The organism is Marinobacterium lutimaris (genome assembly GCF_900108065.1).
Lineage (GTDB): Bacteria > Pseudomonadota > Gammaproteobacteria > Pseudomonadales > Balneatricaceae > Marinobacterium_D > Marinobacterium_D lutimaris.
The window spans coordinates 718,380-740,273 of the sequence record NZ_FNVQ01000001.1 but is presented as its reverse complement, the minus strand read 5'-3'; the positions used below and the strand labels follow the sequence as shown (position 1 = coordinate 740,273).

Here is a 21,894-nt window from a genome sequence, read left to right as displayed (position 1 = left end):
AGACAGCCTCCTTTTAATCTGTAGGGTTAGGGGTTAACCAAGCTGCTTGGCCGCACTCTTGATCGCTGAACGAATGCGCACGTAGGTGGCGCAACGGCAGATGTTGCCGGACATGGCGGCATCGATCTCTTCATCGCTGGGGTTGGGGTTGCCCTCCAGCAGTGCCACCGCTGACATCACCTGACCAGACTGGCAGTAGCCACACTGCGGCACCTGAATCTCGGTCCAGGCTTCTTTAACCGCGACGGCTGCCGGAGACTCCACCCCTTCGATGGTGGTGATCTTTTTGCCTTCGGCCATCTGGATCGGTGTCGAGCAGGAGCGAATCGGCGAACCATCCATATGTACGGTGCAGGCCCCACACATCGCCATGCCACAACCGAACTTGGTGCCGGTCATATTCAGATAGTCCCTGATCGCCCAGAGTAGCGGTGTATCGGGCGTCGCATCGATCGTGTGATCGACCCCGTTGACGTTAAGTGTCACGGACATGACTTACCTCCAGATGAGATATCGAGGCGCCCTCGGCTCACAGAGCGCCGTTATAGTTTTTCCCGCAGCGGGCTTTCGCCATTGACATCAGCGGTATGCGGTTCGGCCAGGCGGACAGGTCCAGAAAGTATAGCCACCCTGATGGGGGCCGCTTTCGACGCCGTATACGCCAGGCCGGTTTTGACAGGTCAGCGCCCACCGCCGGAATCCACCCTTCCGGCGGTGGGTTCGGCGCGCCGGATCCAAGCGTTATGTAAACGGCCGCGTCACGCTGAACGCGAAACTATAAAAGATTCGGCTTACAGGCATTAAGAGGCAGGGATTCATTAAGACTATCTCTCTTATTCATGAATCGCCGGATCCGCCCCCGGGGAATATTCATAAATCGATCTTCAGGCAGTGAGGCAACTGCCGATAGGCGACTTGCCAGACGCGAAAACAAAAAAGCCCTTCCAGCCCTGTGTGGGGCCGGAAAGGCGAAAAAAGCGTCAACGTATTGGGGGAAATATCGCGTTGAGCGCGGTTGCTAGCTACAAAGCGCCGGTATGACCGCAAACGCCCAGCGTGGCTTAGTCGATCAGTTCGTCCAGCACACGGGACCAGCCCGCGGGGTTTCCGTAGTAAGACTGGTGCGCCAGGCTCTGCCAGCCGGCATCGCTCTCAACCAGCAGCGTCGGAAAACCCTGGGCACCGAAACGCCCCATCAGCTCACGGGTCTGTTGCACTGCGCCGTCAAGCTTTGGCGCCGCTGCGGCCATCGCATCCTTCCACTTCGTGGCGTCTGCACCCAAGTCTTTTGCCAGTTCTGCCAGGGTTGCTTCATCGGCCACATCAAGACCGTGCTGATAGTGCGCCTGCTGAATCGATTTCAGCAGATCCACCCCATCAATTCCCAGGGTCTGGCCCGCAATAATCGCCTGCGCGGTGATCAGCGAATCAAGCACCAGCGGGCCGTTACTGGCGACGCGCTGCTGGTAGGCTTCACCAAACTCAGCGCCGGTAAGCTCAGCGATACGCTGGTCGGCCTGCAGAATATGCTGACGAAAGCTGGGGTCGATAGCACGGCGCGGCATCATGCCACCGGGGTGCAGCATTAGCGCCAGCTCACCCTGCCAAGCTCTCTGCTGCAGCTGCGCGACCAGTTCGGTCGCGCCGTAACACCAGCCGCACATGGGGTCGAAAATATAGTGCACTGTCAGCATATGGGTTCTCCTGTGTTTAGCGTATTCACCGCGTTTACCACTAACGTTAGCGTTGAAGCATTTACCACTGCATTTCACCGGTGTGGACCTTAGCACCGATATCCAGCGCAATACCAAGCCCGGCTTCTGGATATTGTCCGGTCATGGCGTCTTTAACCTGCTCACTGGTCTCACTTTCTGCAATGGCCCGGCGGAAATTGGCCAAGTACTCCTTGGAGTACTCAATGCTGCCAGCCGTCAGATCAGAGCCCGCAGCCATATGACCGGGGATCACGGTCTCCGGGTTAAGCGCCAGCATAGATTCCAGCTGTTCGGTCCAGGCATCCAGTTCCGCATCGGTCTGAGTATCGGCGGTCCAGAGATGCAGGTTGGAGAACACCGCCAAATCGCCCAGGATCGCCTGGTTATCAGGAATCCAGAGGTAAGGACGATGCGCCAAAATCCCCTCGGTACCACGAATCTCGATCACATGGCCGTCCAGGGTCAGTGTGTCGCCCTCATACACCTCGGGTAACACCGGCGATACCGGCGATACCGGCGCGTTGGCACCCAGTTTAGGCCCCCAGTAGCCGACCTTGCCCTGCATTTTTTTCTCGATCGCCTCAGCCACAGCAGCGGTTGTAATGATCCGCGCTTCCGGAAACTGCTGCTTCAGAACTTCGGCGCCGAAGTAGAAATCCGGGTCTGCCTGGCTGATAAAAATGGTTTTCAGCGGTTTACCGGCATCCAGCACCTTGGCGGCGATACGCAGCGCATCCGCCTTGGTGAAGCCGGTATCGATCAACAGCGCTTCGGTCTCACCGGTCACCAGGGTGGCATTTACATGAAAGCTGCCTGGACCGGCATTGTAGACATCCAGTTCCAGGCGCTCGGCAGCACCCGCTGTAGCGGAGGCAAGCACTGCACCGGTCATCATCAGGGTTGCAGCGGTTTTGAAAAGCGGATTACTGGTCAGCGTGAATTTCATGGTGAACTCCCCTAATCGCTAATGACGATCTTTTAATCAATGATGGGGGTGATTCTGGCGTTTAATTGGACTGTTAAAAATATCTAATAACGTTCATCATTATTTCAAATTACGAGCAAATCACTGGGATTAATCGATGGACAGGGTGACCGCTGCAAAGGTGTTTGTTGATCTGGCCTATTCCGGCAGTTTTACGCGCACGGCAGATCGACTCGAGATGTCCCGCCCCATGGTGAGCCGCCACCTGGAGGCGATGGAGAGCTGGTTGCAGGCGCGGCTGTTTCACCGCACCACACGAAAAATCTCCCTGACCAGCGCCGGTGAGCAGTATCTGCCGGAAGTAGAGGCCTGGCTGGAACAGGCAGAAGCACTGCCGTTGCTTGGCGTTCAGGAACAGGAACCGGGCGGCCACCTGCGCCTGGCCACCAGCATGTCGTTCGGCCATTCCCAGCTGGTGCCGGCGCTCAAGGGATTCATGGAGCAGTATCCGCGGGTCACCGTAGAGCTGGAGCTGCAGGATTCCGTCACCGACCTCACCGCACAGCGAATCGATCTCGCTTTGCGCTTCGCCGCTAATCCGGACCCTGCGCTGATCGGCAAGCCGATCGCCCTGTGCGAGTCTGTACTGGTTGCTTCGCCCGACTATCTGGCCCGTCGCGGCGCACCGGAAACGCCGCAGGCGCTGGCGCAGCAGGATTGCCTGGGTTATCGCAATTTTGGCCGCCATGTCTGGCATTTACGCGATAAGGCCGGGGAGATTAACGAGGCGGAAATTCGCTGTCGACTGACCGCCAACGAGGTCACCGCGCTGATGAGCGCGGCCTTGCAGGGGATGGGGATCGCGATGCTGCCCACTTATATGACGCAGCGATACCTCGAAAGCGGCGAACTGCAGCAGGTGTTAACGGATTACAAACCGGAAGATCTGAAAATCTATATTCTCTATGCCTCGCGCAAGCACCAGTTGCCCGCCGTGCGCGCGCTGATCGACTACCTGGAAGCCTGGTTTAGGGATAATCCCTGGTAAGACTTAGAGAAGACCGTGGTAAGGCTTAGCCCACCTTCAGCGGTTCTTTCGCCTGTAGCGGCTCGTCGGCCTGCCAGGCGATGCGGATCTCCAGACGGTGGCGCGAGTCCTCTTCGCTGGCGGTTACTTTCAGATCCAGCAGCCCGCGGGGATTCATACGGATCTCGCCATCCTCGTCGCTGAACGAGAGCTCCCCTTTCGCGATGCCCTTGGCGATGGCGTCCAGCATCTCCTGAATGCTCTGGCAATCTTGCAGCGACTGATGTCGGAAGCGCTGTTTGTTCTCTAGCATGGTGTCATCCGTTCATTAAAACATTAGATCTGCGAGTACATACCCGGGCGAAAGACCTTGGCAGCGGGATAATCATTACTGATACCAACGATATGGCCATCGGGCCGGATCATCGTGATACCGGCGCCCACGCCCTTGAGCCCCTCTTTGTGACGCGAGTTGCGATCCAGTGTGATATCGCCCTCGAGATGCAGCAAGCCGTGCTTCAACGCCAGACGCTGGCCGTGGGTACGGTTGATATGGCCATGCACCAGGGTATGGATCCCCAGCGCACCGATTCTGGCGACGCCCGCTTCGGTTAGCGGTCGATCCGCGGTGCGGTACTTGGTGCGCATGGTATTCGCCAGCGGGCCGAAGTAAAAGCGGAACAGGTCGTGCTCGATCTGCTTGCGAAAATCGCGATTGAGCTTTTTCACCCCTTTTCGCTCCACCACCTCAGTAATACTGTCATCAAGACCGGCATGCAGGAACAAAAACGAGCCACTGCGGTAGGTCAGCTGCATATCGCGGAAGAACCAGGCGAACTCGCCCTTGGGCTTGAGAAACAGCTTTCGGCACTCCTGGGCGATAGCGTAGACATCACGCATGCTGAGCCCCGCATCGGCGCACGCAGATTCAAACTTATCGAATTTACCGTGCATCCGCTTGAGTTCACGCTCGATGGCCGCGGCATTCATATAGTCGGCGGCCGCCTCGGGGAAACGCTCGAACCAGTCATCCGAGGGAAACAGCCGGCGTTTGCATTCGGCTTCATCCGGCGCTTTTTTCAGTTCCTTGCCCTTGCAGTAGGCCTGCACCTCTTTAAACAGCGGGATCACCTTGTCACCCATGCGCACAAACAGGTGCTCGGTGGTTGGGTGACGCTCAAGCCCCATGGCGCGGATACCCATCAGCAAACGCACATCATGGTTACCGGCGAGCAGTTTGACCCGTGCTCCCAGATCGAAGAGATGACGAATAGCCCGCAGCAGCTCCAGGTTACTCGGGCCCTTGTCCAGGCAGTCACCACCGATGATAAACAGCATCTTGCGACCGGCCTTGGTAAGGCTGAAGTCGCGCGGTCCATGCCCCTGGGTGACAACACCCCCGCTTGCCACCAGCGAGGCGACAAAGGCCTGGTAATCGGCGTGCGGATCAGCAATAAAACAGATCGGTCGCTTGGGCCAGGACCAGTGTTCGGGATTATCCAATAGCGGGTTTGATTCCTTGCTGCGGCTATGGATCATCGCCTTGTTGGCCGAGCGGGTATCATCCAGCGCCCAGGGCTCGGCGATGGTTGGCATCGCACCCTGAGCTTCAGGAAAGCGTTTCAAGCTTTTGATTTCAGGAATTATATTTCTTTCGAATACCATGAGAACCCAGACGCAGACTTGATAAAAGCTTCCACCCTAACCGGCAGATGTGATCGAAATGTTAAAACCCTGAAATCTGCCTGAGCACTTCAGCATGCAGTTCTAATCAGCGTATGACTCGCGCTTGCCGCGCACCTTCCAGTCACCGGCCACATGTCGCCACCGGCCACCTTCCAGCATCTCGATATAAACAGGCTCCGCATGGTACATGCTCAGCGCCGCGATCTGCTCAAACTCCAATACACCAAGTCTATGTGCTGCATGACGAAACGCTGCGCCATGACCCACGAACAGCCTTACCCGATCGGTATCGCTGGGTTCCATCATCAACATCTGAAGCTCGATATGTTGCGCCACCCGCTCACCTGCATCCATCAGCGATTCCGCCCCCTGGAGCGGTAAACGGTAGTGGCTGTTGGATTTCCAGTCCGCAGGCGGCGCATCAAAACGCGGGTCCTGCTGCAGAATCGACTCAATCTGCGCGACAGTCAGGTTGGCTGCACTGCCGACGCCCCGCTCCGCCAGCGCGGAATGGCCCTGCTGTTCCGGCGTGCGCTCGAACATCGGTTCCAGCGCGGCACAGAAACGCTCTGCGGTCTGCCAGGCGCGCAACAGCCGTGATGAATCCACCCGGTAATCGGGAACCCAGCCCTGCTCTGCCAACACCCTGGCCATATTAGCCGCTGCAAGGTCGGCCTGCTCAAAGCCGCGCTCGGTCAGCGGAAAAGGCTGGTGAGCGCTCGGCGTATTGGGCAGCTGATGGTAGTCGCCATGACGAATCAGGGCGGCGATCAAACGGGCCATAAACCAGACTCCTTCAGCCGTTCTGGTAAGAGATCGATCAAGGTTCTAAGCGCCGGCTTGAGCTGGGCGCCATCTAACCCACCGATATCGCACCAGCGCCGGCAGCGGTGATCCTCATCCCAGTCCGCATCTTCGATCAGACTATCGACACGCATCGCGAACAACTCCACATCGCACTCCGCGCCCCACTTGGGCTGACGGTAACAACCGAGCAGCTCGGGATGTACCTTGCCCTGGACGCCCGCCTCCTCCAACGCCTCCTTGGCGGCGGATTCCTGCGGCGTAAGTCCCGGCTCGACAATCCCCTTGGGGACGCCCCAGGAGCGCCCGCTGCTGGAAGTGATCAGCAGAAGTTCAAGCCGTCCACCACTGCTGAAACGGTAGGGAATCACACCGGACTGGGTGTAGTAATAGGCGGGGCGTTCACGCTGTTCGGCGCCACCAGGACCGGGCCAGGGAAAGAGTTCGGGCAACTGATCCGGCGAGATAGAACCGATCAACTCGCCCTCACCGTTCAGCGGCAGCGCACCGGTTGCCGGCAGGCGCAGTTGCACCAGCATCCCCTTGCGCAAACGAAAATCGCTCTGCCCCGGTAACCGGGGCTCCGGCACCAACTGTTTGATCAACTGCTCCAGCGCCGGGTTGTGCCCCACCAGCAGCAGGCGATGCCCCCTGGAGCTTCGCTCTGCGATGGCTGCCATCAATGCTTCGGCGTCGCCTTCGTAGAGGCGTTCATCGGTTTCGATCATTGAGGCCGGCAGCCCCATCGCCTTGACGCACTTTTCAGCGGTTTCCAGCGCACGCTTTGCCGGCGAGCTGAGCACCAGGTCCGGCTGATCACCCTGAAACTGCAGCTGCACGCCCAGCCGCTGGGCCGAGCGCTTGCCGCTATTCTTGAGCGGCCGATCCCGATCGGAATAATCCATATCGGCCTTTTTCGCCCGGCCGTGCCGGAGCAGCATCAGTTCGAACATGGAGGGCTCGCGACTTGCTGAACGGAATCAGAGGTTGAGGTAGCGCTCTGCGAGGGCATCGAAATCAACGCCGCCGCGCGCTTCATAGACCGGAACGCTCTCCAGAACCGCCAGGTACGCCTGCTCATCGAAGGGTGCGCGACCCTGATGGAAGGCCCCATCGGCGTCCTGATAGAAAGGCCCCGGTGATTTCATGATAGCAGCCAGCAGGTCTTTTCTCTGACTCAGGTCCACACGTTCCACGCTGAGCGGCTCGTCGCTGTCCCGCTCCCAGTTGAGCACCATGAAGGCGCGCAGCGAGCAGGATTGAGTCTCTATTCTCCCCTTGCCATAGAGCCTGTCGATATCCGCATCGTACTTCTGCTCCAGGTCCCAGAGTTCAGCCCTGGGCATCGCCTGCAGCTGTTGCTGCTCCTCGGCGCTCAGCATCGGTGCGAGCCTCGGGTTATTCAGAATGGTACCCGGGTTAATGCGCGGCAGTTTGGGGATGCCTACGCATTCCACGCCATCCTCGTTGCGGCGTATAAACAGACGGTCATTACTGATAAACGCCGTCTCCGGATGCTCCAGCATATGCAGCATCAGTGTGGATTTACCGCCACCGGAGAAGCCAGCCATGGCCAAGCCACCACCATTGATACTCAGCGCGGCCGCATGGCAGTTGCGCCAGCCGTTACGCTGCAGCCAGGTCATATACTGGTTGTTGATGAAGTTGATGACCTGGTTGTCATTCTCGACACAGGGACCGGCGGCGATACGCAGGGACTCACTCTGCAGAAAGGTCATGCCGGTGCGCACCTTATGGATTACCCTGGCACCCGGCAGATCCTGACAGGCGTCCTTGCGCCCGGTTTTGCCAGGTTCACGGGGCCAGTCCTCGTAGGGGAAGTCGAGCTGGGGCGCATTGCGCTCAACCGCCAGCACGGTGATATCCGGCTCGCCGCTCTCAACGACGATATGGGCGAAGTATTCTCGCAGACGCGCCAGCAACTCTTCAGAGTTTGAACGCACCTGGATCTGCTGCCCATCCAGTGCCAGTAAAAGGCTCGTATCGAGAAACTCCCGTCCCTCGATCAGCTGATCGGCAATCTCTTGCGGCATAATATTCATCGACGTACCTGCTGCAGAATATGATCCGCGTAAAGGCCAGCCGCATCGATGCCCGCGCCTTCCAGGGCTCCACGGAAGCCGCCAAACGCAGAGACCTCAAACACAATCGGCCCGTTGTCGGTCAGCGCCACGTCCACGGTGGTAAAATCCAGTCCGAACGGCTCCTGCGCCCTGCGCGCCAGCTCGATCAGCTCGGCATCGGGCTCGAACGCTTCGTAACGGCCGCCGCTATTGATAGTGGTGTTCCAGGTATCGCTCTGGGATACGCGAGCATATGTACCCTGGTACTGACCACCAAGGAACACCATGCCAAGGTCACGGCCAGAGAGCTCGATCTTGCGCTGGATATAGAGCATCGGGTTGTCAGCCTTGAAGGCGGCAATGGCGTCGCGCAGCTCTGCATCGCTCTGCTCGCCACCGAGCACACACATACCCCGCGCCTTGGTAGAGAACAGCGGCTTGAACACCGCTTCGCCGAAACGTTTAACGGTATCGAAGGCGGCCTGAAGATCCTCGGTAACGACTGTGTCCGGCATTGGGACACCGGCGTTACGCAGGGTCACGGTGCAGCTGAGCCGGTCTACCAGGCGCAAGATCTTCTCCGCGCCGCTGAACACGCGCACGCCCTGCTGTTCTGCCGTACGCAGCATCTCCAGGCGATCCAGGGTGTTGGGGTTGTATTCAGCACTGATCTTCTTAACCGCCAGGCCATCAAGCTCGCACAGATTCAACGCACCGCAGCGCAGGCTGTTGTCGGTGAGATCCAGGGATACGTCTGCCATATCGACCACCTGGCGGAAACCGGTGCGCTGTTCCAGCGCATCCGCCAGTACTTCAGTGGACCACTTGCCGGGAATACCGATCACGGCTACGCGGGGCTCAGTCAACGAAAATCTCCTTCATTGGAATACGGTACTTCGTCTCCTTGCCCGGCTCTATGGCCAGCACCTGCTCCAGCAGATAACGGGCCCGCATAAACATGCGACGGGCAAGGGATTTATCAAGAATAAAGCGGGTGGAGCTGGCAAAAGAGCGCACCAGCCCAAGGGCCAGGCGTACTTCAAACAGCTCGTCATTCTGTTTTTTCGCCTCGCGCCGGGCCACATCATAAAGCCTCAGCGCCAGGTCATTGATGCGGGAGCGGGTGTCGCTGTCGAGCACCTGCAGACGATAATTCGACACCATGAAGACCGACAGATCCTGCACGTAGTCCATGTAGCGGGAGCGATGCAGATCGATAAAGTTGATACGCCGCTCCATCGGATCATAGATGATGTTGTCGACGTTGAAATCGCCGTGGATATAGACCGAGAACGGCGCCGGCCAGCGTTTTTCCCGCTTGGTAACGGCCGCTACCAGGGTATCGAAGGATGGTACCGGCAGACCGCAGATCTGGCTGTCGGTGCGGGCGAATTCCGGATGGATGCGGTACACCTCGTTCATCCGTTTCTGCAGCTGCTGCATAAAGCCGGCCTGGGCAGGCTCCTGGCTGCGAGTCGCCTTCCAGATCGACTTCAGGGTTTTAGCCAGGCGCTTGAACGCCTCATCCACCAGTTCGTCCGACTCATTCAGCACAATCTGCTCAAAGGTGTGCCCCGGCAGATGCTCGATCAGCAGCGCTGCGGACTGGCCGCGTTTTTCGTAAGAAAGAATCTTCGGCGCCAGCCCCGGATAGATCTCGTGCCAGCTACGTACTCCGGCACGCTCCTCTTTCACCTTGCGCTTCTCGCCATCCTTGAAGATCGCCAGGTAGCCGTTTTCGCCCTCATCACCGGCGGATATACCGGAGATCGAACTGCCGGAGCGTGTCTGCGCGATGGCGGAGATCTGGAGATCCTCCTCATCGGCTTCCAGGTCGGACACCAGCGAGCGCAGCGAGAAGAAACGTTCGAAGTTAACCGGCTGCCCCAGGTTCGCGGAGATGATCGATTCGCTGATATGCACCAGGGCTTCGCCCATCTGGCGCACCTCGTAGGCCACAAACAGGGCCCGGGTCAGGTCATCGGTATGCTCCGGCACTTCTTTCAATGCCAAGCGATAGCGTTTGAGCAGTTTGTCGTAGTCGCTGGCCATGCGGCCGAGCCCCTTGCCCATCTCGATAGCGCGGGTGGAATCGTCCGCCTGCAGCGCGGGCTCGATCTGAGCTATCGCCTTGCGCACGCGCTTCAGCATACCGATATAGCGTTTAGCGCCGAGCAGCTCGAACGCTTCGATATATTCCAGCTGCCGGACGCAGTTGCGGCTGATCTCAGCAAGGCGTTCAAGGTCAGTGGCGATAAATTCGATACTGCGCAGCATCAGGTCTCGCTGCGCCTGGCGTTTGCTGCTGCGCAGCTTCTGCACCGTGGCGCTGTGGATGCGGACCTTGAGGTTATAGGCATACCCCGCCCGGTCAACGATACGACGCGCAACGGCGGCGGCCGGTGTTTCGAAATAGCTTTGTAGACTGGCGACCTGAGAGTCCACCTCAACACACAAAAAGTGGAGGTTATCTCTCAACGGCTTCGGCAGTTTGATCATGCTGGCCACGGCTTCACTCGGGAAATACCGGCGTAGCATACTTAACCGGCGACGGTTTCAACATTTCAGTTTCATGAAGGCTAACATAACCCGTTGAAAGGCGCGTAATTTCGCCCTTTGCGCTATTGTGGCCCACAGATCACTGCCGGTAGACTTCGCCAATCGATAACAGGGAGTGCAGAAACGGACATGGTCAGCGTTACCCGGGAGGTGTGCCTGCCCGACCCGCTCAAGGTCAGTCGCTATCGCAAGATTCCGGAGCTGGGGCCGCGCATTCTGTTCTTCAGCGGCGGTTCGGCGCTGAACGGCCTGTCACGTACGCTCAAACACTACACCCATAACTCCATCCACCTGGTCACGCCGTTCGACTCCGGCGGCAGTTCCGCGATCCTGCGCCAGGCGTTCGATATGCCCGCTATCGGCGATCTGCGCAGCCGCCTGATGGCACTGGCCGATGAGACCGTGCTAGGTCACCCGGACGTTTACCGCCTGTTTAACTATCGTCTTCCCAAGGATGAGAGTCAGGAGGAGCTTCGCAAGCAGCTCAAGGCGCTGGTGCGCGGCAGAGACCCTCTGATGGATGCGATCCTGAACCCGATGCGCAGCCTGATCTGCAACCATCTGATGTTTTTTATTGATGCCATGCCAGAGGATTTCGACCTGGCGGGCGCCAGCATTGGCAACCTGATTCTGGCCGGCGGCTATCTCAACAACCGCCGCGACCTGGAACCTATCCTGTTTCTGTTTTCGAAGCTGGTGAACGTTCAGGGCACGGTGCGTGCCATCGTCGATGACGATCTGCACCTGCATGCGGAGCTTGAGGACGGTTCGGAAGTGATCGGCCAGCACCGTATGACCGGCAAGGAGTGTGACCCGCTCGCTTCGCCGATACGGTCGCTGCGGCTCTGCGAATCCCTGCAGCAGCCGGAGATCGCCACCACTCAGCTTCGCAAGCGCAACCGCAAACTGATCCAGCAGGCGGAACTGATCTGCTACCCGCCGGGCAGCTTCTACTCCAGCTTGCTGGCAAACCTGCTGCCAGAGGGCGTAGGTCGCGCCATCGCCCGCAACCGCACCCCGAAGGTGTTTATTCCCAATCAGGGCAAGGATCCGGAACAGCTGGGAATGACACTGGAGAAGAGCCTCAATCTGCTGCTGGAACACCTGCAGCGTGATGGTGAGGAGCTTGAAGCCAGCGACCTGATCAACTTTATCTTGATCGACAGCAGGAACGGCCGCTACGAGGGAGGCATACCGGAAAAACGACTGGCGGAACTGGGTATTGAGATCATCGACCTGCCGGTAATAAACCCGCAAACCGGCTACTACGACAACGAGCCTCTGGTCGAGGCCCTGCTGTCACTCAGCTAAAGCCCCGAGCTTATTTCTTACTGAAGCGTGGGGCTGACTTCGCGGCCAAAGGCGGTAAACAGCGGCGGCGCATCCCAGCCCAGACGATCGGCGCCGGTATGGATCAGGTGCAGTACCTGGTGCAGTTCGTCGTAGGTAAGTACCCCGCTGGCCGCCACCTCATCCGGATCATCCTGACCAAACAGACGCAACTGATAGCGGCCGTTACGATGACTGATATCGATACGGTGCAGCAGCTCCGGCCCCTTGGAGTCGGTCGCCGGAATCGGTTGGTTGGTCACCTCCATCCGTTCACGCGCCTGCTCATGCTCAAACTGCGCCGTTGCATCGCGAAACTCTGGTGGGCTTTCACTGACCCGCTTGGAGGTGTGCTGCACCAGTTCATCGGACGCACCGAGGATACGCAGCGCCAGTCGACGGGTGAGCCAGAAATCCACGCGCGGCTCGCCATTGTCCAGGTTGCCGACCAGACGGATACGGTCTTCCACCAGGTCGAACTGAAAAGTAAAGGAAGCGATATTGATCATAGTCTCGAGAATACGCGCTCAGTCGGTGAGGGTCTATCGGTTGATGCATCGTTCATCTGGTTTACTCCGGTTCTGAAGGCGGCCGCTCCAGCTCGAGATGAGCACGCTCAACCAGTTCCGGCGGCAGCTCCTTCTGCACCGCGACACCCAGATCCTTGAACTCTGACGCCTGCTTGATCAGGTTGCCACGACCATCGGTCAGCTGCCCCAGCGCCCTGTCGTAGCTACCCTTGGCCTGATCCAGCTTCTTGCCCACATCAAGCATGCTGTTCAGGAAGGCGTTGAGCTTGCGATAGAACTTGTCGGCCCGGTCGGCGAGCTCCGCGGTGTGCTTGCTCTGATCCTCAAAACGCCAGAGCTGACGCACGATATTGAGGCTCGTCAGCAGCGTGGTCGGCGTAGCGACAAGCACGTTGCGTTCGATAGCGCGCTGGTACAGCGTATCGTCGTACTTCAGTGCCTCGACATAGGCGGATTCGATCGGAATAAACATCACCACGATCTCCGGTGAATTGAGCCCCGGCAGGCGATAGTAGTCCTTGTCGGCCAGCTCATTGATACGGTCGCGCACCGCCTGGGTATGCTCCGCCAGTGCGGTGAGGCGCTCGGTTTCATCCTCCGAGTTCACGTAGCGCGTGTAGGCCATCAGCGAGGTTTTGGCATCAATGATCAGATGCTTATGCTGCGGCAGGTAGACCACCGCGTCCGGACGCAGGCGACCATCCTCGGTATTGATGCTGACCTCTCGCTGGTAATCTTCGCCAAGCCTGAGGCCCGACTTTTCCAGCACGTTTTCCAGCATCAACTCACCCCAGTTACCCTGCATCTTCTTCTGCCCCTGCAGCGCAGTGGTCAGCTTGTGGGCCTGATCGGTGATATCCCGGTTCAGCTTCTGCAGGTGTTCAAGCTCTGTCTTCAGCTGAATCCGCTGCGCCGTTTCTTGTTCATGTATACGTTCAACTTTCTCCTTGAACCCCTTCATTTCACTATGAATTGGATTCAGAAGCGCGCTGAGGCTGGTCTGGTTAAGCTCGGTGAATGCCTTACCTTTACGCTCGAAGATTTCGCTGGCCAGCACCTCAAACTCTTTCTTCAGCATCTCGCGGCTACGCTCAAGCTGCTTGAGCTGCTCTTCGAAATGCTCCTGCTTCTGTGCCAGCGTGGTGCGCAGCTCGGTGTGTTCAGATTCCAATGCAGAATGGGTCTCGCGCAAGCGCTCAACCTGTTCCTCGGCACGAAGCAGGCGCTGCTGACGCTCATGGAGACGCTCGACGAGTTGATCGCGCCGCTCTACCGCCGTGGCCAATTCGGTCTGCGCCTGATGCAACTCGACGCCCCTATTTTCCAGCTGCCGATGCGCCAGATCGCGCTGCGATTCCGCCGCATCCAGCTGCTCGGCGTAGTGATCCAGGCGGGTTTCCAGGCGCCCTTTTTCGACATCGATCTGCGCCAGGCGCGCGCGAGCACCTTCATATTCATCCCGCTGCATATCAAGCAGATCCTGCAGTCGCTCCTGCTCGGACTCGGCACGATCGGCACGCAGCAATTCCTCCTGCAGACGTTTCTGAGCACGACTACCGGCGACCAACCAGGCGATAACAAACGCAATAAGAAAGGAGGCAGCAACAGCGGAAGGAAGTAGGAACTCGTTTGGCATCAATAACATCCCTGACAGATGGATCAGGCACGATGATAGTTCACTTGGCGCGCCAACGACACTGTCAGCGCCGAGATAGATAGCCAACAAGCCCCTTTCAACAGGAGTCGATCAGATACGCTGCCCCGCGTTATTGAACTCCAGGCGCTGAACCTCGTCATCATCGTCGCGGATCTCGGCCCACTGCAGCGCACCATTAGCGTTATAGCCATAGCGATGCTCGAGCTCAACCTCGCCATAAACCACCTTATGGACACGCTCCAGGCGACCTTCCGCATCCAGGTTGGCGCCAAAGTAGGTGTTGCGGTTCTGGGTTTCGGAGGGATCAAGGGGATTGACCAGCTGCAGAGGGAGAGTAATGCCGGTGTAGGTAAGAAAGTATTTATCGTACTGTTCGTTTGAACTCATGATGACAGCTCTTACGGTTTTTGTGATTGCGGGATTTGAGTAAAACGGCGCCACCAGCCCACCCTTGCAGGGCCTCCCTGTAGGAACTCTCACATTGCCTGTCGACTAGCCGACAAAGCCCGAAGCGCAATCGCGCCCCGAACAGTGCAGAACAGGGATTAAGGTCTGGCGGCACTAACGCTTTTGCAAAACCCGAACCGCAATCGAACAGCCACTTGCTGACAGCCTTGAATCCGAAGCTCAGAGCCGATAGCCCTCTTCCATCAGCACCTGCCTGACGCAGGGCCTCTGCAGCATCAGCTCAAAGTGGGAACGCACAACCGCCGGTAGCGGAATATCGCTGCGATCTGCCCAGAACTCGACGTAGAACAGCGCTGCATCCGCGATGGAAAAGTCGCCGCAGGCATAACCGCTGCCTGGTAGCTGAAGCGCCAGCAGATCAAAGGCTTCAACGACACGCCGCCGCCCCTCTGCTTTCACCGACTCCAAATCTGAAGAGCCGGCCACAAACCGCTCCGGCGTAAATATTCGCGCAAATGCCTGCATATGCAGGTTGTTCACCGCATACGCCATCAACTCAACGGTCCTGGCAGCGGCCAGCGGCTTTTCCGATATAAGCCGTGCTCGCGGATGACTCCAGGCCAGCCAGCAGGCGATCGCTTCAAACTCGGTGAGAATCTCGCCGCTATCAAGCTTCAGCATAGGGATCGAACCCTTGGGGTTCAGCGCGCGGAAAGATTCCGAGTTCTGGTCCCCCGTCATCAGGTTAACGAGTTCCACCGAAAACAGCGCTTCACACTCTTCCAGCAGAATATGGACACCGGTGGTGCAGGAGCCGGGCGTCATATAAAAGGTCAGCATCAGGCAACCCCCTCACCGGCGACCAGGGAGGAGAACCAGGCGATCAGCGCTGGTTCCACCTCTTCCCAGGGATAATCTGCCACCGGCTCAACACCGCGCTTACGCAGTTTTTCCGCCGGGCCATCACCAACGCGAGCGACGAGCACGGCATCGCAGTCTTCAATGGTATCGAGGATTTTTTCCAATGCGGATCGATCACCGTGACCGCCAAGGCAGTAGTGATCCACTTCCCGCTTTTCGATCAGCGAGCAACCCGCCTCACCCACGCTATAGATACTGAAGTGCTTGGCGTGACCAAAGTGCTCATCGACCGCCACACCCTCTTTCGAGGCAACCGCTACCCGATACGACATAACTGGAACTCCCCATAAAGACTTTGCAAGCCCTATGCGAAAAACACTCCAGATAGCACCCCAGACCTAAAACCCGGACACCTAACAAGTTACTCAATACGTACAATGTATTATTAATATCTACCGGGAATTATTTCGCCTCGATTCGTGCACACAAACGGGCGAGAAACGCAAGGGAGCACAAAAAGAGCACAAAGTTCATCCTGCCTTTAACTATTATTTACTTTATGAACTTTCGATATGTAATTGATATTTATAAGCATAAAAATATATTTACGCTTTCATGACCACTTGGTCAGTTTTTTGCTTTGAGTATGCGCAGTCAATCTGACTAAACGGTCAGTTTATTTCTATCCGTAAATAACCAATCCGTAACTAACCAATGCAGGAACTCGACTAGATGAAACCCATACACGCTGCCGCTGCCCTTGCTATCGGACTTGCCTCAGCCTCTAACGCTTCTGCCGAACTGATCTGGCAGGACTTCAGCCTGACCTACCTTAACGGTAGCGATTACGAAGTTGGTGACGAAGACCGTCAGGTTATAACTGTCGAACACGCAAGTGGTCATTCCTGGGGCGACACCTTCTTCTTCATGGACCGTCTGAAATGGGACGACGGCACCACCGAAAACTACATGGAGTTCTCTCCCCGCCTCAGCCTCGGCGGCGTTACCGGTTCTGATCTCTCCTTTGGTCCAATCAAGGATGTGCTCATCTCAACCACCTGGGAATCCGGCGAAAACTTCGACAACCTGCTCTATGGTGTTGGCTTCTCCTTCGATGTACCCGGCTTCAACTACTTCAACGCCAACATCTACAAGGCCGAAAACGACCTGAGCGACGATGACGAACAGCTGACTCTGACCTGGGGCCTGCCGTTCTCCCTGGGTAACGCGGACTTCCTGTATGACGGCTTCCTTGACTGGTCATCCGCTTCCGATACCAACGCTTCCGAAATGAACTGGACCTCTCAGCTGAAGTGGAACATTGGCAAGTACTTCGGAATGAAGTCTAAGCTGTATATCGGTACCGAATATGCCTACTGGAACAACAAGTTCGGTATCAAAGGCGCCGACGAGCGCAACCCTGCGTTCCTGCTCAAGTGGCACTACTGATAACGGCTCTATTTAGCGAATTCAGGGTGCCCACGGGGGCGCCCTGAACAGGAGGTTTAGTTATGGCTCAATCGCAGGACAGCGAACTACTATACCCGCTCGACGCCAGACCAGGCCCGCTGGAGTCTGTTTTCGCAGCCCTACAGCATGTATTGGCCAGTTTCGTCGGTATTATCACCCCCACTCTGATTATCGGCGGCGTGCTTGGCCTCGGCTCCGAAGTCCCCTACTTGATCAGCATGGCCCTGGTCGTATCCGGCGTGGGTACCTTTATCCAGGCACGTCGCCCCATGGGTCTGGGCGCCGGGATGATCTGCGTCCAGGGCACCAGCTTTGCATTCCTCAGTTCCGTGCTGGCAGCCGGCTTTATCGCCAAGGCCAAGGGCGGCGGCCCGGAAGAGATACTCGCATTGATTTACGGCGTCTGCTTTTTTGGCGCGTTTATCGAGATCGTACTCAGCCAGTTCATCCATAAACTGCAGCGTGTCGTCACTCCACTGGTGACCGGTATTGTCATCACCATTATCGGCATCAGCCTGATCAAGGTAGGCATGACCGACCTGGCCGGCGGCTTTAACGCCCCCGATTTCGGTAGCGTCCAGAACCTGGCCCTGGGCGGCGGCGTGCTGGCGTTGATCATTATCCTAAACCAGTCCAGCAACTCCTGGATTCGCTTGTCATCGATCATTATCGGCCTGGTAGTGGGCTATATCGCCGCATTCTTCATGGGCAAAATCAGCTTCGATAATATCAGTGCTCCGCTGTTCAGCATCCCCGTGCCCTTCAAGTACGGTTTTGACTTCGACTTCGGCGCGTTCATTCCAATTGCACTGATCTACCTGATCACCGCCATCGAATCCACCGGCGACCTGACCGCCAACTCCATGGTGTCGAAACAGCCGCTTAAAGGTCCGGTTTACATCTCGCGCATACGTGGCGGCGTTCTGGCCGACGGTTTCAACTCGGCGCTGGCGGCGGTGTTCAACACCTTCCCCAACACTACATTCAGCCAGAATAACGGCGTTATTCAGCTGACCGGCGTAGCCAGCCGCTATATCGGTTACTACATCGCGGTGATTCTGGTCATTCTTGGCCTGTTCCCAATCATCGGTGCGGTACTGCAGCAGATTCCAAAGCCTGTACTCGGCGGCGCCACGCTGGTGATGTTCGGTACAGTCGCCGCGGCGGGTGTGAAGATCCTCTCCACCGAGGAGCTGGACCGTCGCAAAATGCTGATCATGGCAGCCGCGTTTGGTATCGGCTTGGGGGTCACCCTGGTCCCCAACCTGCTGGAGCAGATGCCTAAACTGGTACAGAACGTGTTCGGTTCCGCCATCACCAGCGGCGGCCTGGTCGCCATACTGCTCACCTGGCTGATACCGGATAACAAGACAGCTACCACAGCCGTGGCTTCAGCGCCGGAAGGCAAAACGAAAGAAGCCTTATAACAACGAGTAAACAAGGGCCGCCCTCGAGGCGGCCATTTTGCGTATAATGCGCCGAGAGCGGTCAGGAGAGTGCAGAGACGCCTCCTGCCAAATGGAATGCAAGATGGGTACGTTGGAGTGGTCAGTCCATGCTGTTTAAATTAGATCCCGATACCAAAGCCAGGCCTGTGGGCGGCCGAATCCGCCAGAAGAACGAATCGATCATCCTGCGCGCAGCCGAGATCGAATTCGCCAACTCGGGTTTCAAGGGCGCGAGCATGAACGATATTGCCCAGCGGGCAGACCTGCCCAAGGCCAATATCCACTACTACTTCAAGAACAAGCTGGGCCTGTATATAGCCGTCCTGAGTGACATCATCGAACTCTGGGACAGCACACTGAACGCTATAACCCCCGAGGACAACCCACGGGATGTGCTGATCACCTACGTTCAGCGCAAGATCGAATTCTCCGCCCAGAACCCTCTGGCCTCACGTATCTTCGCCAAGGAACTGATCAGCGGCGCTCCCAATATGAAGGAGTATTTCCGCGACGACTACGCACTCTGGTTCAAGGGCCGCGCAGATATTTTTCGCGCCTGGGCCGCACAGGGCAAAATCGATCCCGAAGTCAGCCCCGAGCATCTGATCTTCCTGCTCTGGTCCGCCACCCAGCACTACGCCGATTTCTCCACCCAGATCGAAGCGGCATTGGGTAAGGATCAACTGGAGGAAGCAGACTACCAGGATGCAGCCAGCACCCTCCTGCATATCATTCTCAAAGGCTGCGGCATCAAATAAGGGATCTCTCCCAATGAGTCTGAAGATCTACCTCGCTGGACCCGATGTATTCCGCGCCGACGCCAAGGAGCTCGGCGAAGCCAAGGCGAAAATCTGCGCCGAATACGGCTTTGAAGGCCTGTTTCCGCTGGACGCCAATGTGGACCTGAGCAACCTGACACCCTTTGAGTCAGGCCTTGCGATCTACGGCGCGGATATCGAGCTGATGGATCGCTGCGACCTGATCGTCGCCAACATGACGCCATTTCGCGGCCCGGGACTGGATGGCGGCACCGCATTCGAGATGGGCTATATGCGCGCCCAGGGCAAACCCGTTTGGGGCTACACCCTGGATGCACGGGATTATGGCGAGCGCGTCGAACAACCCGAACCGGGTTGGGATGTTCAGAAACAGCATGTGGAAGCGTTCGGCATGGCCGACAACCTGATGCTGGTCGGCTCCATCGCAGCAAGCGGCGGAGAACTGTTACGCGAAGCCGGCGACCCGGCCGAGCCTCAGCATCACCTTAACGCCTTCCGCAAGGTGATCGAGAAGCTGGCTGCAAGCCAAAAAGGATAAAGCTGGAAGCCCGCGATTGCGGGCTTTTTTCATTGAATCAGGCTAACCGCCAGCACCGAGATAATCCGCTGCGCCGCACCACTCCAGACATAGCGATAGTGACCGCCCTGCGCAGGAATTGACGTCGCCTTAGGCGTGAACAGCGCCACACACTCCCCCTGCTCCTGTCTCACGCTGTTATACAGCAGGCCCGAGGCACCCGAATTGCGCTGCTCCAGCGCGAAACGCTGAGAAGGCGCGTAATCGCTCGGATGGTGCAGTTCAGCGTAGTTATCGCTACGAATATCCTCCAGTGGCAGCTGAATCACGCTGATATATTCACGCAGCGTCACCTCGGTATCCGGCTCCTGCGTCGCCGAGAGAAAGCGCTCCCGATGATAGCGGGTTTCAGCTATTGCCACCTGCAGCGAATTAGCAGCGTAATAGACGCCATAGCGACCATCGGTAAAACGACTGGCCTGACCGATATGGGTAAATGCCGCCATAACCGGCGTAGAGCCCGGGCCCGAGATCCGCTCCGATGCTGGCACCAGCCGCAGATCGCCGGCTTCATCCCGCAGCCGATCGTTGGTCAGGCTCTCTATTTCAAAGAGGATCTCCAGATCCTCCGGATCGGCGACGGTTTCAAACAGATTGATCGGTGGAAAGTGACTCGGAACCAGTCGATGCGCCCGCTCCCAATCAGGTATCAGCTGCCGCATCCCTTAGCCCCGCATGTAATCAAGATAACGCCTGACATCCGCCAGATTGATTACGCTGCCCTTGAGCATCACATCCAGCGCAGAATCCCCGTCGAAATCCCGGTTTGGCTTTTTCGGCCAGGTATTGGCCTGCTCCTCGGTCGGGAACAGAATCCGCAGCGCCTTGTAGATGCCCAGCACGTAGGAGATACGCTCCAGCGTATCGCGAGTCACTGTGGGGCCTTCTCCGTTGCGCCATTTGTAGAAGGTCGTACGCGGCGGATCGCCCAGCAGCACCTTCTGCTGCTGGCTGCTCAAGCCCCAGCCATCGGTAATACGGAAAAAGGTTTTCAGCGCCACATCGGACCTGCGGCGATCATCCGCCTGCGTTGCGCCTTCGGGATTGGCGATCATCCTGGACACCCTGAATTGGTTAATATAGACAGAGAATAGTCCTCACAGGGATTATATTCAATAATAATCCCTAAGGAGACAGCGCTAATATCATCTATCGATGATACTGACCAAAGAGATTTCAGATCCCATTTAGAGAGAGTCAGCAACCCGAAAACCAAGTCCGTTCTAGTGTGCAGTGGATAGAGAGCTGTCTAGCGAAACCGGGGCTATTCAAACTACGGCAGAACGAGATTGAGGTTGCCAGCTTCGGGCGCTAAGAGAACATGCTTAAGCTGATCGGCATCGCAAGATGCACAACACCCAGCTGAGGCGCAAATATGTCGACCCTCCCTCGAACTGAGGTGATCTGCTAAGTACAGATGGGAGCGCTCTCTGCACAAGCGCCCTTAAAGCGCCCTACAAATAACCCAGCGAGAAGCGCTCACCGCAGCTGTACACAACCAGCTCTTCGCCGCCATCAGCACAGGGTTCAGCTGTACCCAGTTCGACCAGTTGATAAAACACATTGCGGTGGAGCCTGCCCCACATACCGAAGCGCACAGCCAGGGCTGGCTGGGGTTCGCCGTTGCGCTCGTTTTCGGTGACAACCAGCGGATGCTCTTGCCCGGCAACAATTGCGTCGCCCGTACTGCTCAAAAAGTGCAACTCCTGCCCAAGAGGCCCTTCCATGACCTTCAGCGAGATAAACAGAAAGGGCAAGTCATCGACCTGGATACCTACCTTCTCAACCGGAGTCTTCAAAAAATAGGCGTCGTTCTCCAGCCACAAAATCCGCGAAAACATCTTGACCATCTCTTGGCGAGTGATCGGCGCACCTTCGTGAAACCAGGTGCCGTCCTGTGCAATGCGAAGATCCATGTCGCCGCAGAAATCCGGGTTCCAAAGATCCAGTGGCGGAATCCCTTGGCTGTTAGTTTCAACGCTATGACTTAGCTTGTTTAGATCAGAAAGACTCATGACAGGACATGCCGTTTCCG

The 21,894-nt window shown here is 57.4% G+C and carries 24 protein-coding genes; 6 read left to right on the top strand and 18 right to left on the bottom strand.

Going from position 1 to position 21,894, the window contains the following annotated elements; genetic code table 11:
* Positions 1-33 precede the first annotated feature (33 nt).
* The 3 genes from C4S72_RS03435 to C4S72_RS03425 form a co-directional block, all read right to left on the bottom strand.
* Entirely contained in the window at positions 34-492 is a 459-nt protein-coding gene (locus C4S72_RS03435; RefSeq protein ID WP_104001654.1) for a (2Fe-2S)-binding protein, read from the bottom strand.
* 569 nt (positions 493-1,061) lie between these two features.
* Positions 1,062-1,694 carry a DsbA family protein gene (locus C4S72_RS03430; RefSeq protein WP_104001653.1) on the bottom strand — a complete coding sequence of 211 codons (633 nt, stop codon included), beginning with the start codon at positions 1,692-1,694 and terminating at the stop codon, positions 1,062-1,064.
* Between the two features lie 61 nt (positions 1,695-1,755).
* Entirely contained in the window at positions 1,756-2,661 is a 906-nt protein-coding gene (locus C4S72_RS03425; RefSeq protein WP_104001652.1) for an MBL fold metallo-hydrolase, read from the bottom strand.
* A gap of 136 nt (positions 2,662-2,797) precedes the next feature.
* On the opposite strand from C4S72_RS03425, the gene C4S72_RS03420 reads away from it, so the two are divergent.
* Positions 2,798-3,688, top strand: coding sequence for a LysR family transcriptional regulator (locus C4S72_RS03420; RefSeq protein WP_104001651.1), 891 nt, complete (start codon positions 2,798-2,800; stop codon positions 3,686-3,688).
* A 25-nt stretch (positions 3,689-3,713) separates the two neighbouring features.
* On the opposite strand, the gene C4S72_RS03415 is transcribed toward C4S72_RS03420, so the two are convergent.
* From C4S72_RS03415 to C4S72_RS03385, 7 genes are all read right to left on the bottom strand, one after another.
* Entirely contained in the window at positions 3,714-3,980 is a 267-nt protein-coding gene (locus tag C4S72_RS03415; RefSeq protein WP_104001650.1) for an amphi-Trp domain-containing protein, read from the bottom strand.
* Between the two features lie 23 nt (positions 3,981-4,003).
* Positions 4,004-5,293 (bottom strand): metallophosphoesterase, encoded by a 1,290-nt coding sequence (locus C4S72_RS03410; protein ID WP_235009032.1) that lies wholly within the window; start codon positions 5,291-5,293, stop codon positions 4,004-4,006.
* Between the two features lie 141 nt (positions 5,294-5,434).
* Entirely contained in the window at positions 5,435-6,136 is a 702-nt protein-coding gene (locus C4S72_RS03405; protein ID WP_104001649.1) for a histidine phosphatase family protein, read from the bottom strand.
* Positions 6,124-7,110 (bottom strand): histidine phosphatase family protein, encoded by a 987-nt coding sequence (locus C4S72_RS03400; protein ID WP_104001648.1) that lies wholly within the window; start codon positions 7,108-7,110, stop codon positions 6,124-6,126. The genes C4S72_RS03405 and C4S72_RS03400 overlap by 13 nt, the downstream gene beginning before the upstream one ends.
* 27 nt (positions 7,111-7,137) lie before the next feature.
* Positions 7,138-8,220: an HprK-related kinase B gene (locus C4S72_RS03395; RefSeq protein ID WP_104001647.1), complete on the bottom strand. Its 1,083-nt coding sequence runs from the start codon at positions 8,218-8,220 to the stop codon at positions 7,138-7,140.
* Positions 8,217-9,107 carry a GAK system ATP-grasp enzyme gene (locus C4S72_RS03390; RefSeq protein ID WP_104001646.1) on the bottom strand — a complete coding sequence of 297 codons (891 nt, stop codon included), beginning with the start codon at positions 9,105-9,107 and terminating at the stop codon, positions 8,217-8,219. The genes C4S72_RS03395 and C4S72_RS03390 overlap by 4 nt, the downstream gene beginning before the upstream one ends.
* On the bottom strand, positions 9,100-10,779 hold the full coding sequence (locus C4S72_RS03385; protein WP_200826656.1) for an aminoglycoside phosphotransferase family protein: 1,680 nt from the start codon (positions 10,777-10,779) through the stop codon (positions 9,100-9,102). Before C4S72_RS03385 ends, C4S72_RS03390 begins: the two co-directional genes overlap by 8 nt.
* 150 nt (positions 10,780-10,929) lie before the next feature.
* Between C4S72_RS03385 and C4S72_RS03380 the strand changes: the two genes are divergently transcribed.
* Positions 10,930-12,111, top strand: coding sequence for a GAK system CofD-like protein (locus tag C4S72_RS03380; RefSeq protein ID WP_104001644.1), 1,182 nt, complete (start codon positions 10,930-10,932; stop codon positions 12,109-12,111).
* Between the two features lie 17 nt (positions 12,112-12,128).
* Here the strand turns inward: C4S72_RS03380 and C4S72_RS03375 are convergent, their stop codons facing one another.
* The 5 genes from C4S72_RS03375 to C4S72_RS03355 form a co-directional block, all read right to left on the bottom strand.
* Entirely contained in the window at positions 12,129-12,638 is a 510-nt protein-coding gene (locus tag C4S72_RS03375; protein WP_104001643.1) for a hypothetical protein, read from the bottom strand.
* 61 nt (positions 12,639-12,699) lie between these two features.
* Positions 12,700-14,295, bottom strand: coding sequence for a DNA recombination protein RmuC (rmuC, locus tag C4S72_RS03370; RefSeq protein ID WP_104001642.1), 1,596 nt, complete (start codon positions 14,293-14,295; stop codon positions 12,700-12,702).
* 111 nt (positions 14,296-14,406) lie between these two features.
* Entirely contained in the window at positions 14,407-14,703 is a 297-nt protein-coding gene (locus C4S72_RS03365; RefSeq protein ID WP_104001641.1) for a DUF6156 family protein, read from the bottom strand.
* A 240-nt stretch (positions 14,704-14,943) separates the two neighbouring features.
* Positions 14,944-15,564 carry a glutathione S-transferase family protein gene (locus C4S72_RS03360; protein WP_104001640.1) on the bottom strand — a complete coding sequence of 207 codons (621 nt, stop codon included), beginning with the start codon at positions 15,562-15,564 and terminating at the stop codon, positions 14,944-14,946.
* A complete protein-coding gene (locus C4S72_RS03355; RefSeq protein WP_104001639.1) occupies positions 15,564-15,917 on the bottom strand; it encodes a NifB/NifX family molybdenum-iron cluster-binding protein in 354 nt (117 codons plus the stop codon). The genes C4S72_RS03360 and C4S72_RS03355 overlap by 1 nt, the downstream gene beginning before the upstream one ends.
* Before the next feature lie 400 nt (positions 15,918-16,317).
* Between C4S72_RS03355 and C4S72_RS03350 the strand changes: the two genes are divergently transcribed.
* The 4 genes from C4S72_RS03350 (at position 16,318) to C4S72_RS03335 (ending at position 19,820) form a co-directional block, all read left to right on the top strand.
* Entirely contained in the window at positions 16,318-17,034 is a 717-nt protein-coding gene (locus C4S72_RS03350) for a DUF5020 family protein (protein ID WP_104001638.1), read from the top strand.
* 62 nt (positions 17,035-17,096) lie between these two features.
* Positions 17,097-18,482: a uracil-xanthine permease family protein gene (locus tag C4S72_RS03345; protein WP_104001637.1), complete on the top strand. Its 1,386-nt coding sequence runs from the start codon at positions 17,097-17,099 to the stop codon at positions 18,480-18,482.
* A gap of 128 nt (positions 18,483-18,610) precedes the next feature.
* Positions 18,611-19,261: a TetR/AcrR family transcriptional regulator gene (locus C4S72_RS03340; protein WP_104001636.1), complete on the top strand. Its 651-nt coding sequence runs from the start codon at positions 18,611-18,613 to the stop codon at positions 19,259-19,261.
* 13 nt (positions 19,262-19,274) lie between these two features.
* The gene (locus C4S72_RS03335; protein ID WP_104001635.1) at positions 19,275-19,820 is read left to right on the top strand and encodes a nucleoside 2-deoxyribosyltransferase; all 546 of its coding nucleotides are present in this window, start codon (positions 19,275-19,277) and stop codon (positions 19,818-19,820) included.
* Between the two features lie 29 nt (positions 19,821-19,849).
* Here C4S72_RS03335 and C4S72_RS03330 read toward each other — a convergent pair whose 3' ends face one another.
* The 3 genes from C4S72_RS03330 to C4S72_RS03320 all read right to left on the bottom strand — a co-directional run bounded on the left by C4S72_RS03330 (position 19,850) and on the right by C4S72_RS03320 (position 21,874).
* Positions 19,850-20,521, bottom strand: coding sequence for an RES family NAD+ phosphorylase (locus C4S72_RS03330; RefSeq protein WP_104001634.1), 672 nt, complete (start codon positions 20,519-20,521; stop codon positions 19,850-19,852).
* Positions 20,522-20,524: 3 nt separating this feature from the next.
* Positions 20,525-20,914 (bottom strand): MbcA/ParS/Xre antitoxin family protein, encoded by a 390-nt coding sequence (locus C4S72_RS03325; protein WP_104001633.1) that lies wholly within the window; start codon positions 20,912-20,914, stop codon positions 20,525-20,527.
* A 399-nt stretch (positions 20,915-21,313) separates the two neighbouring features.
* Positions 21,314-21,874: a DUF1285 domain-containing protein gene (locus C4S72_RS03320; protein WP_104001632.1), complete on the bottom strand. Its 561-nt coding sequence runs from the start codon at positions 21,872-21,874 to the stop codon at positions 21,314-21,316.
* Between the last annotated feature and the right edge of the window lie 20 nt (positions 21,875-21,894).

Excerpts from the sequence above, each read along its gene's own strand:
- C4S72_RS03435 (WP_104001654.1), bottom strand. The coding sequence starts at position 492 with ATGTCCGTGACACTTAACGTCAACGGGGTCGATCACACGATCGATGCG.
- C4S72_RS03430 (WP_104001653.1), bottom strand. The coding sequence starts at position 1,694 with ATGCTGACAGTGCACTATATTTTCGACCCCATGTGCGGCTGGTGTTAC.
- C4S72_RS03425 (WP_104001652.1), bottom strand. The coding sequence starts at position 2,661 with ATGAAATTCACGCTGACCAGTAATCCGCTTTTCAAAACCGCTGCAACC.
- C4S72_RS03420 (WP_104001651.1), top strand. The coding sequence starts at position 2,798 with ATGGACAGGGTGACCGCTGCAAAGGTGTTTGTTGATCTGGCCTATTCC.
- C4S72_RS03415 (WP_104001650.1), bottom strand. The coding sequence starts at position 3,980 with ATGCTAGAGAACAAACAGCGCTTCCGACATCAGTCGCTGCAAGATTGC.
- C4S72_RS03405 (WP_104001649.1), bottom strand. The coding sequence starts at position 6,136 with ATGGCCCGTTTGATCGCCGCCCTGATTCGTCATGGCGACTACCATCAG.
- C4S72_RS03400 (WP_104001648.1), bottom strand. The coding sequence starts at position 7,110 with ATGTTCGAACTGATGCTGCTCCGGCACGGCCGGGCGAAAAAGGCCGAT.
- C4S72_RS03395 (WP_104001647.1), bottom strand. The coding sequence starts at position 8,220 with ATGAATATTATGCCGCAAGAGATTGCCGATCAGCTGATCGAGGGACGG.
- C4S72_RS03385 (WP_200826656.1), bottom strand. The coding sequence starts at position 10,779 with ATGCTACGCCGGTATTTCCCGAGTGAAGCCGTGGCCAGCATGATCAAA.
- C4S72_RS03380 (WP_104001644.1), top strand. The coding sequence starts at position 10,930 with ATGGTCAGCGTTACCCGGGAGGTGTGCCTGCCCGACCCGCTCAAGGTC.
- C4S72_RS03375 (WP_104001643.1), bottom strand. The coding sequence starts at position 12,638 with ATGATCAATATCGCTTCCTTTACTTTTCAGTTCGACCTGGTGGAAGAC.
- rmuC (WP_104001642.1), bottom strand. The coding sequence starts at position 14,295 with ATGCCAAACGAGTTCCTACTTCCTTCCGCTGTTGCTGCCTCCTTTCTT.
- C4S72_RS03365 (WP_104001641.1), bottom strand. The coding sequence starts at position 14,703 with ATGAGTTCAAACGAACAGTACGATAAATACTTTCTTACCTACACCGGC.
- C4S72_RS03360 (WP_104001640.1), bottom strand. The coding sequence starts at position 15,564 with ATGCTGACCTTTTATATGACGCCCGGCTCCTGCACCACCGGTGTCCAT.
- C4S72_RS03355 (WP_104001639.1), bottom strand. The coding sequence starts at position 15,917 with ATGTCGTATCGGGTAGCGGTTGCCTCGAAAGAGGGTGTGGCGGTCGAT.
- C4S72_RS03350 (WP_104001638.1), top strand. The coding sequence starts at position 16,318 with ATGAAACCCATACACGCTGCCGCTGCCCTTGCTATCGGACTTGCCTCA.
- C4S72_RS03345 (WP_104001637.1), top strand. The coding sequence starts at position 17,097 with ATGGCTCAATCGCAGGACAGCGAACTACTATACCCGCTCGACGCCAGA.
- C4S72_RS03340 (WP_104001636.1), top strand. The coding sequence starts at position 18,611 with ATGCTGTTTAAATTAGATCCCGATACCAAAGCCAGGCCTGTGGGCGGC.
- C4S72_RS03335 (WP_104001635.1), top strand. The coding sequence starts at position 19,275 with ATGAGTCTGAAGATCTACCTCGCTGGACCCGATGTATTCCGCGCCGAC.
- C4S72_RS03330 (WP_104001634.1), bottom strand. The coding sequence starts at position 20,521 with ATGCGGCAGCTGATACCTGATTGGGAGCGGGCGCATCGACTGGTTCCG.
- C4S72_RS03325 (WP_104001633.1), bottom strand. The coding sequence starts at position 20,914 with ATGATCGCCAATCCCGAAGGCGCAACGCAGGCGGATGATCGCCGCAGG.
- C4S72_RS03320 (WP_104001632.1), bottom strand. The coding sequence starts at position 21,874 with ATGAGTCTTTCTGATCTAAACAAGCTAAGTCATAGCGTTGAAACTAAC.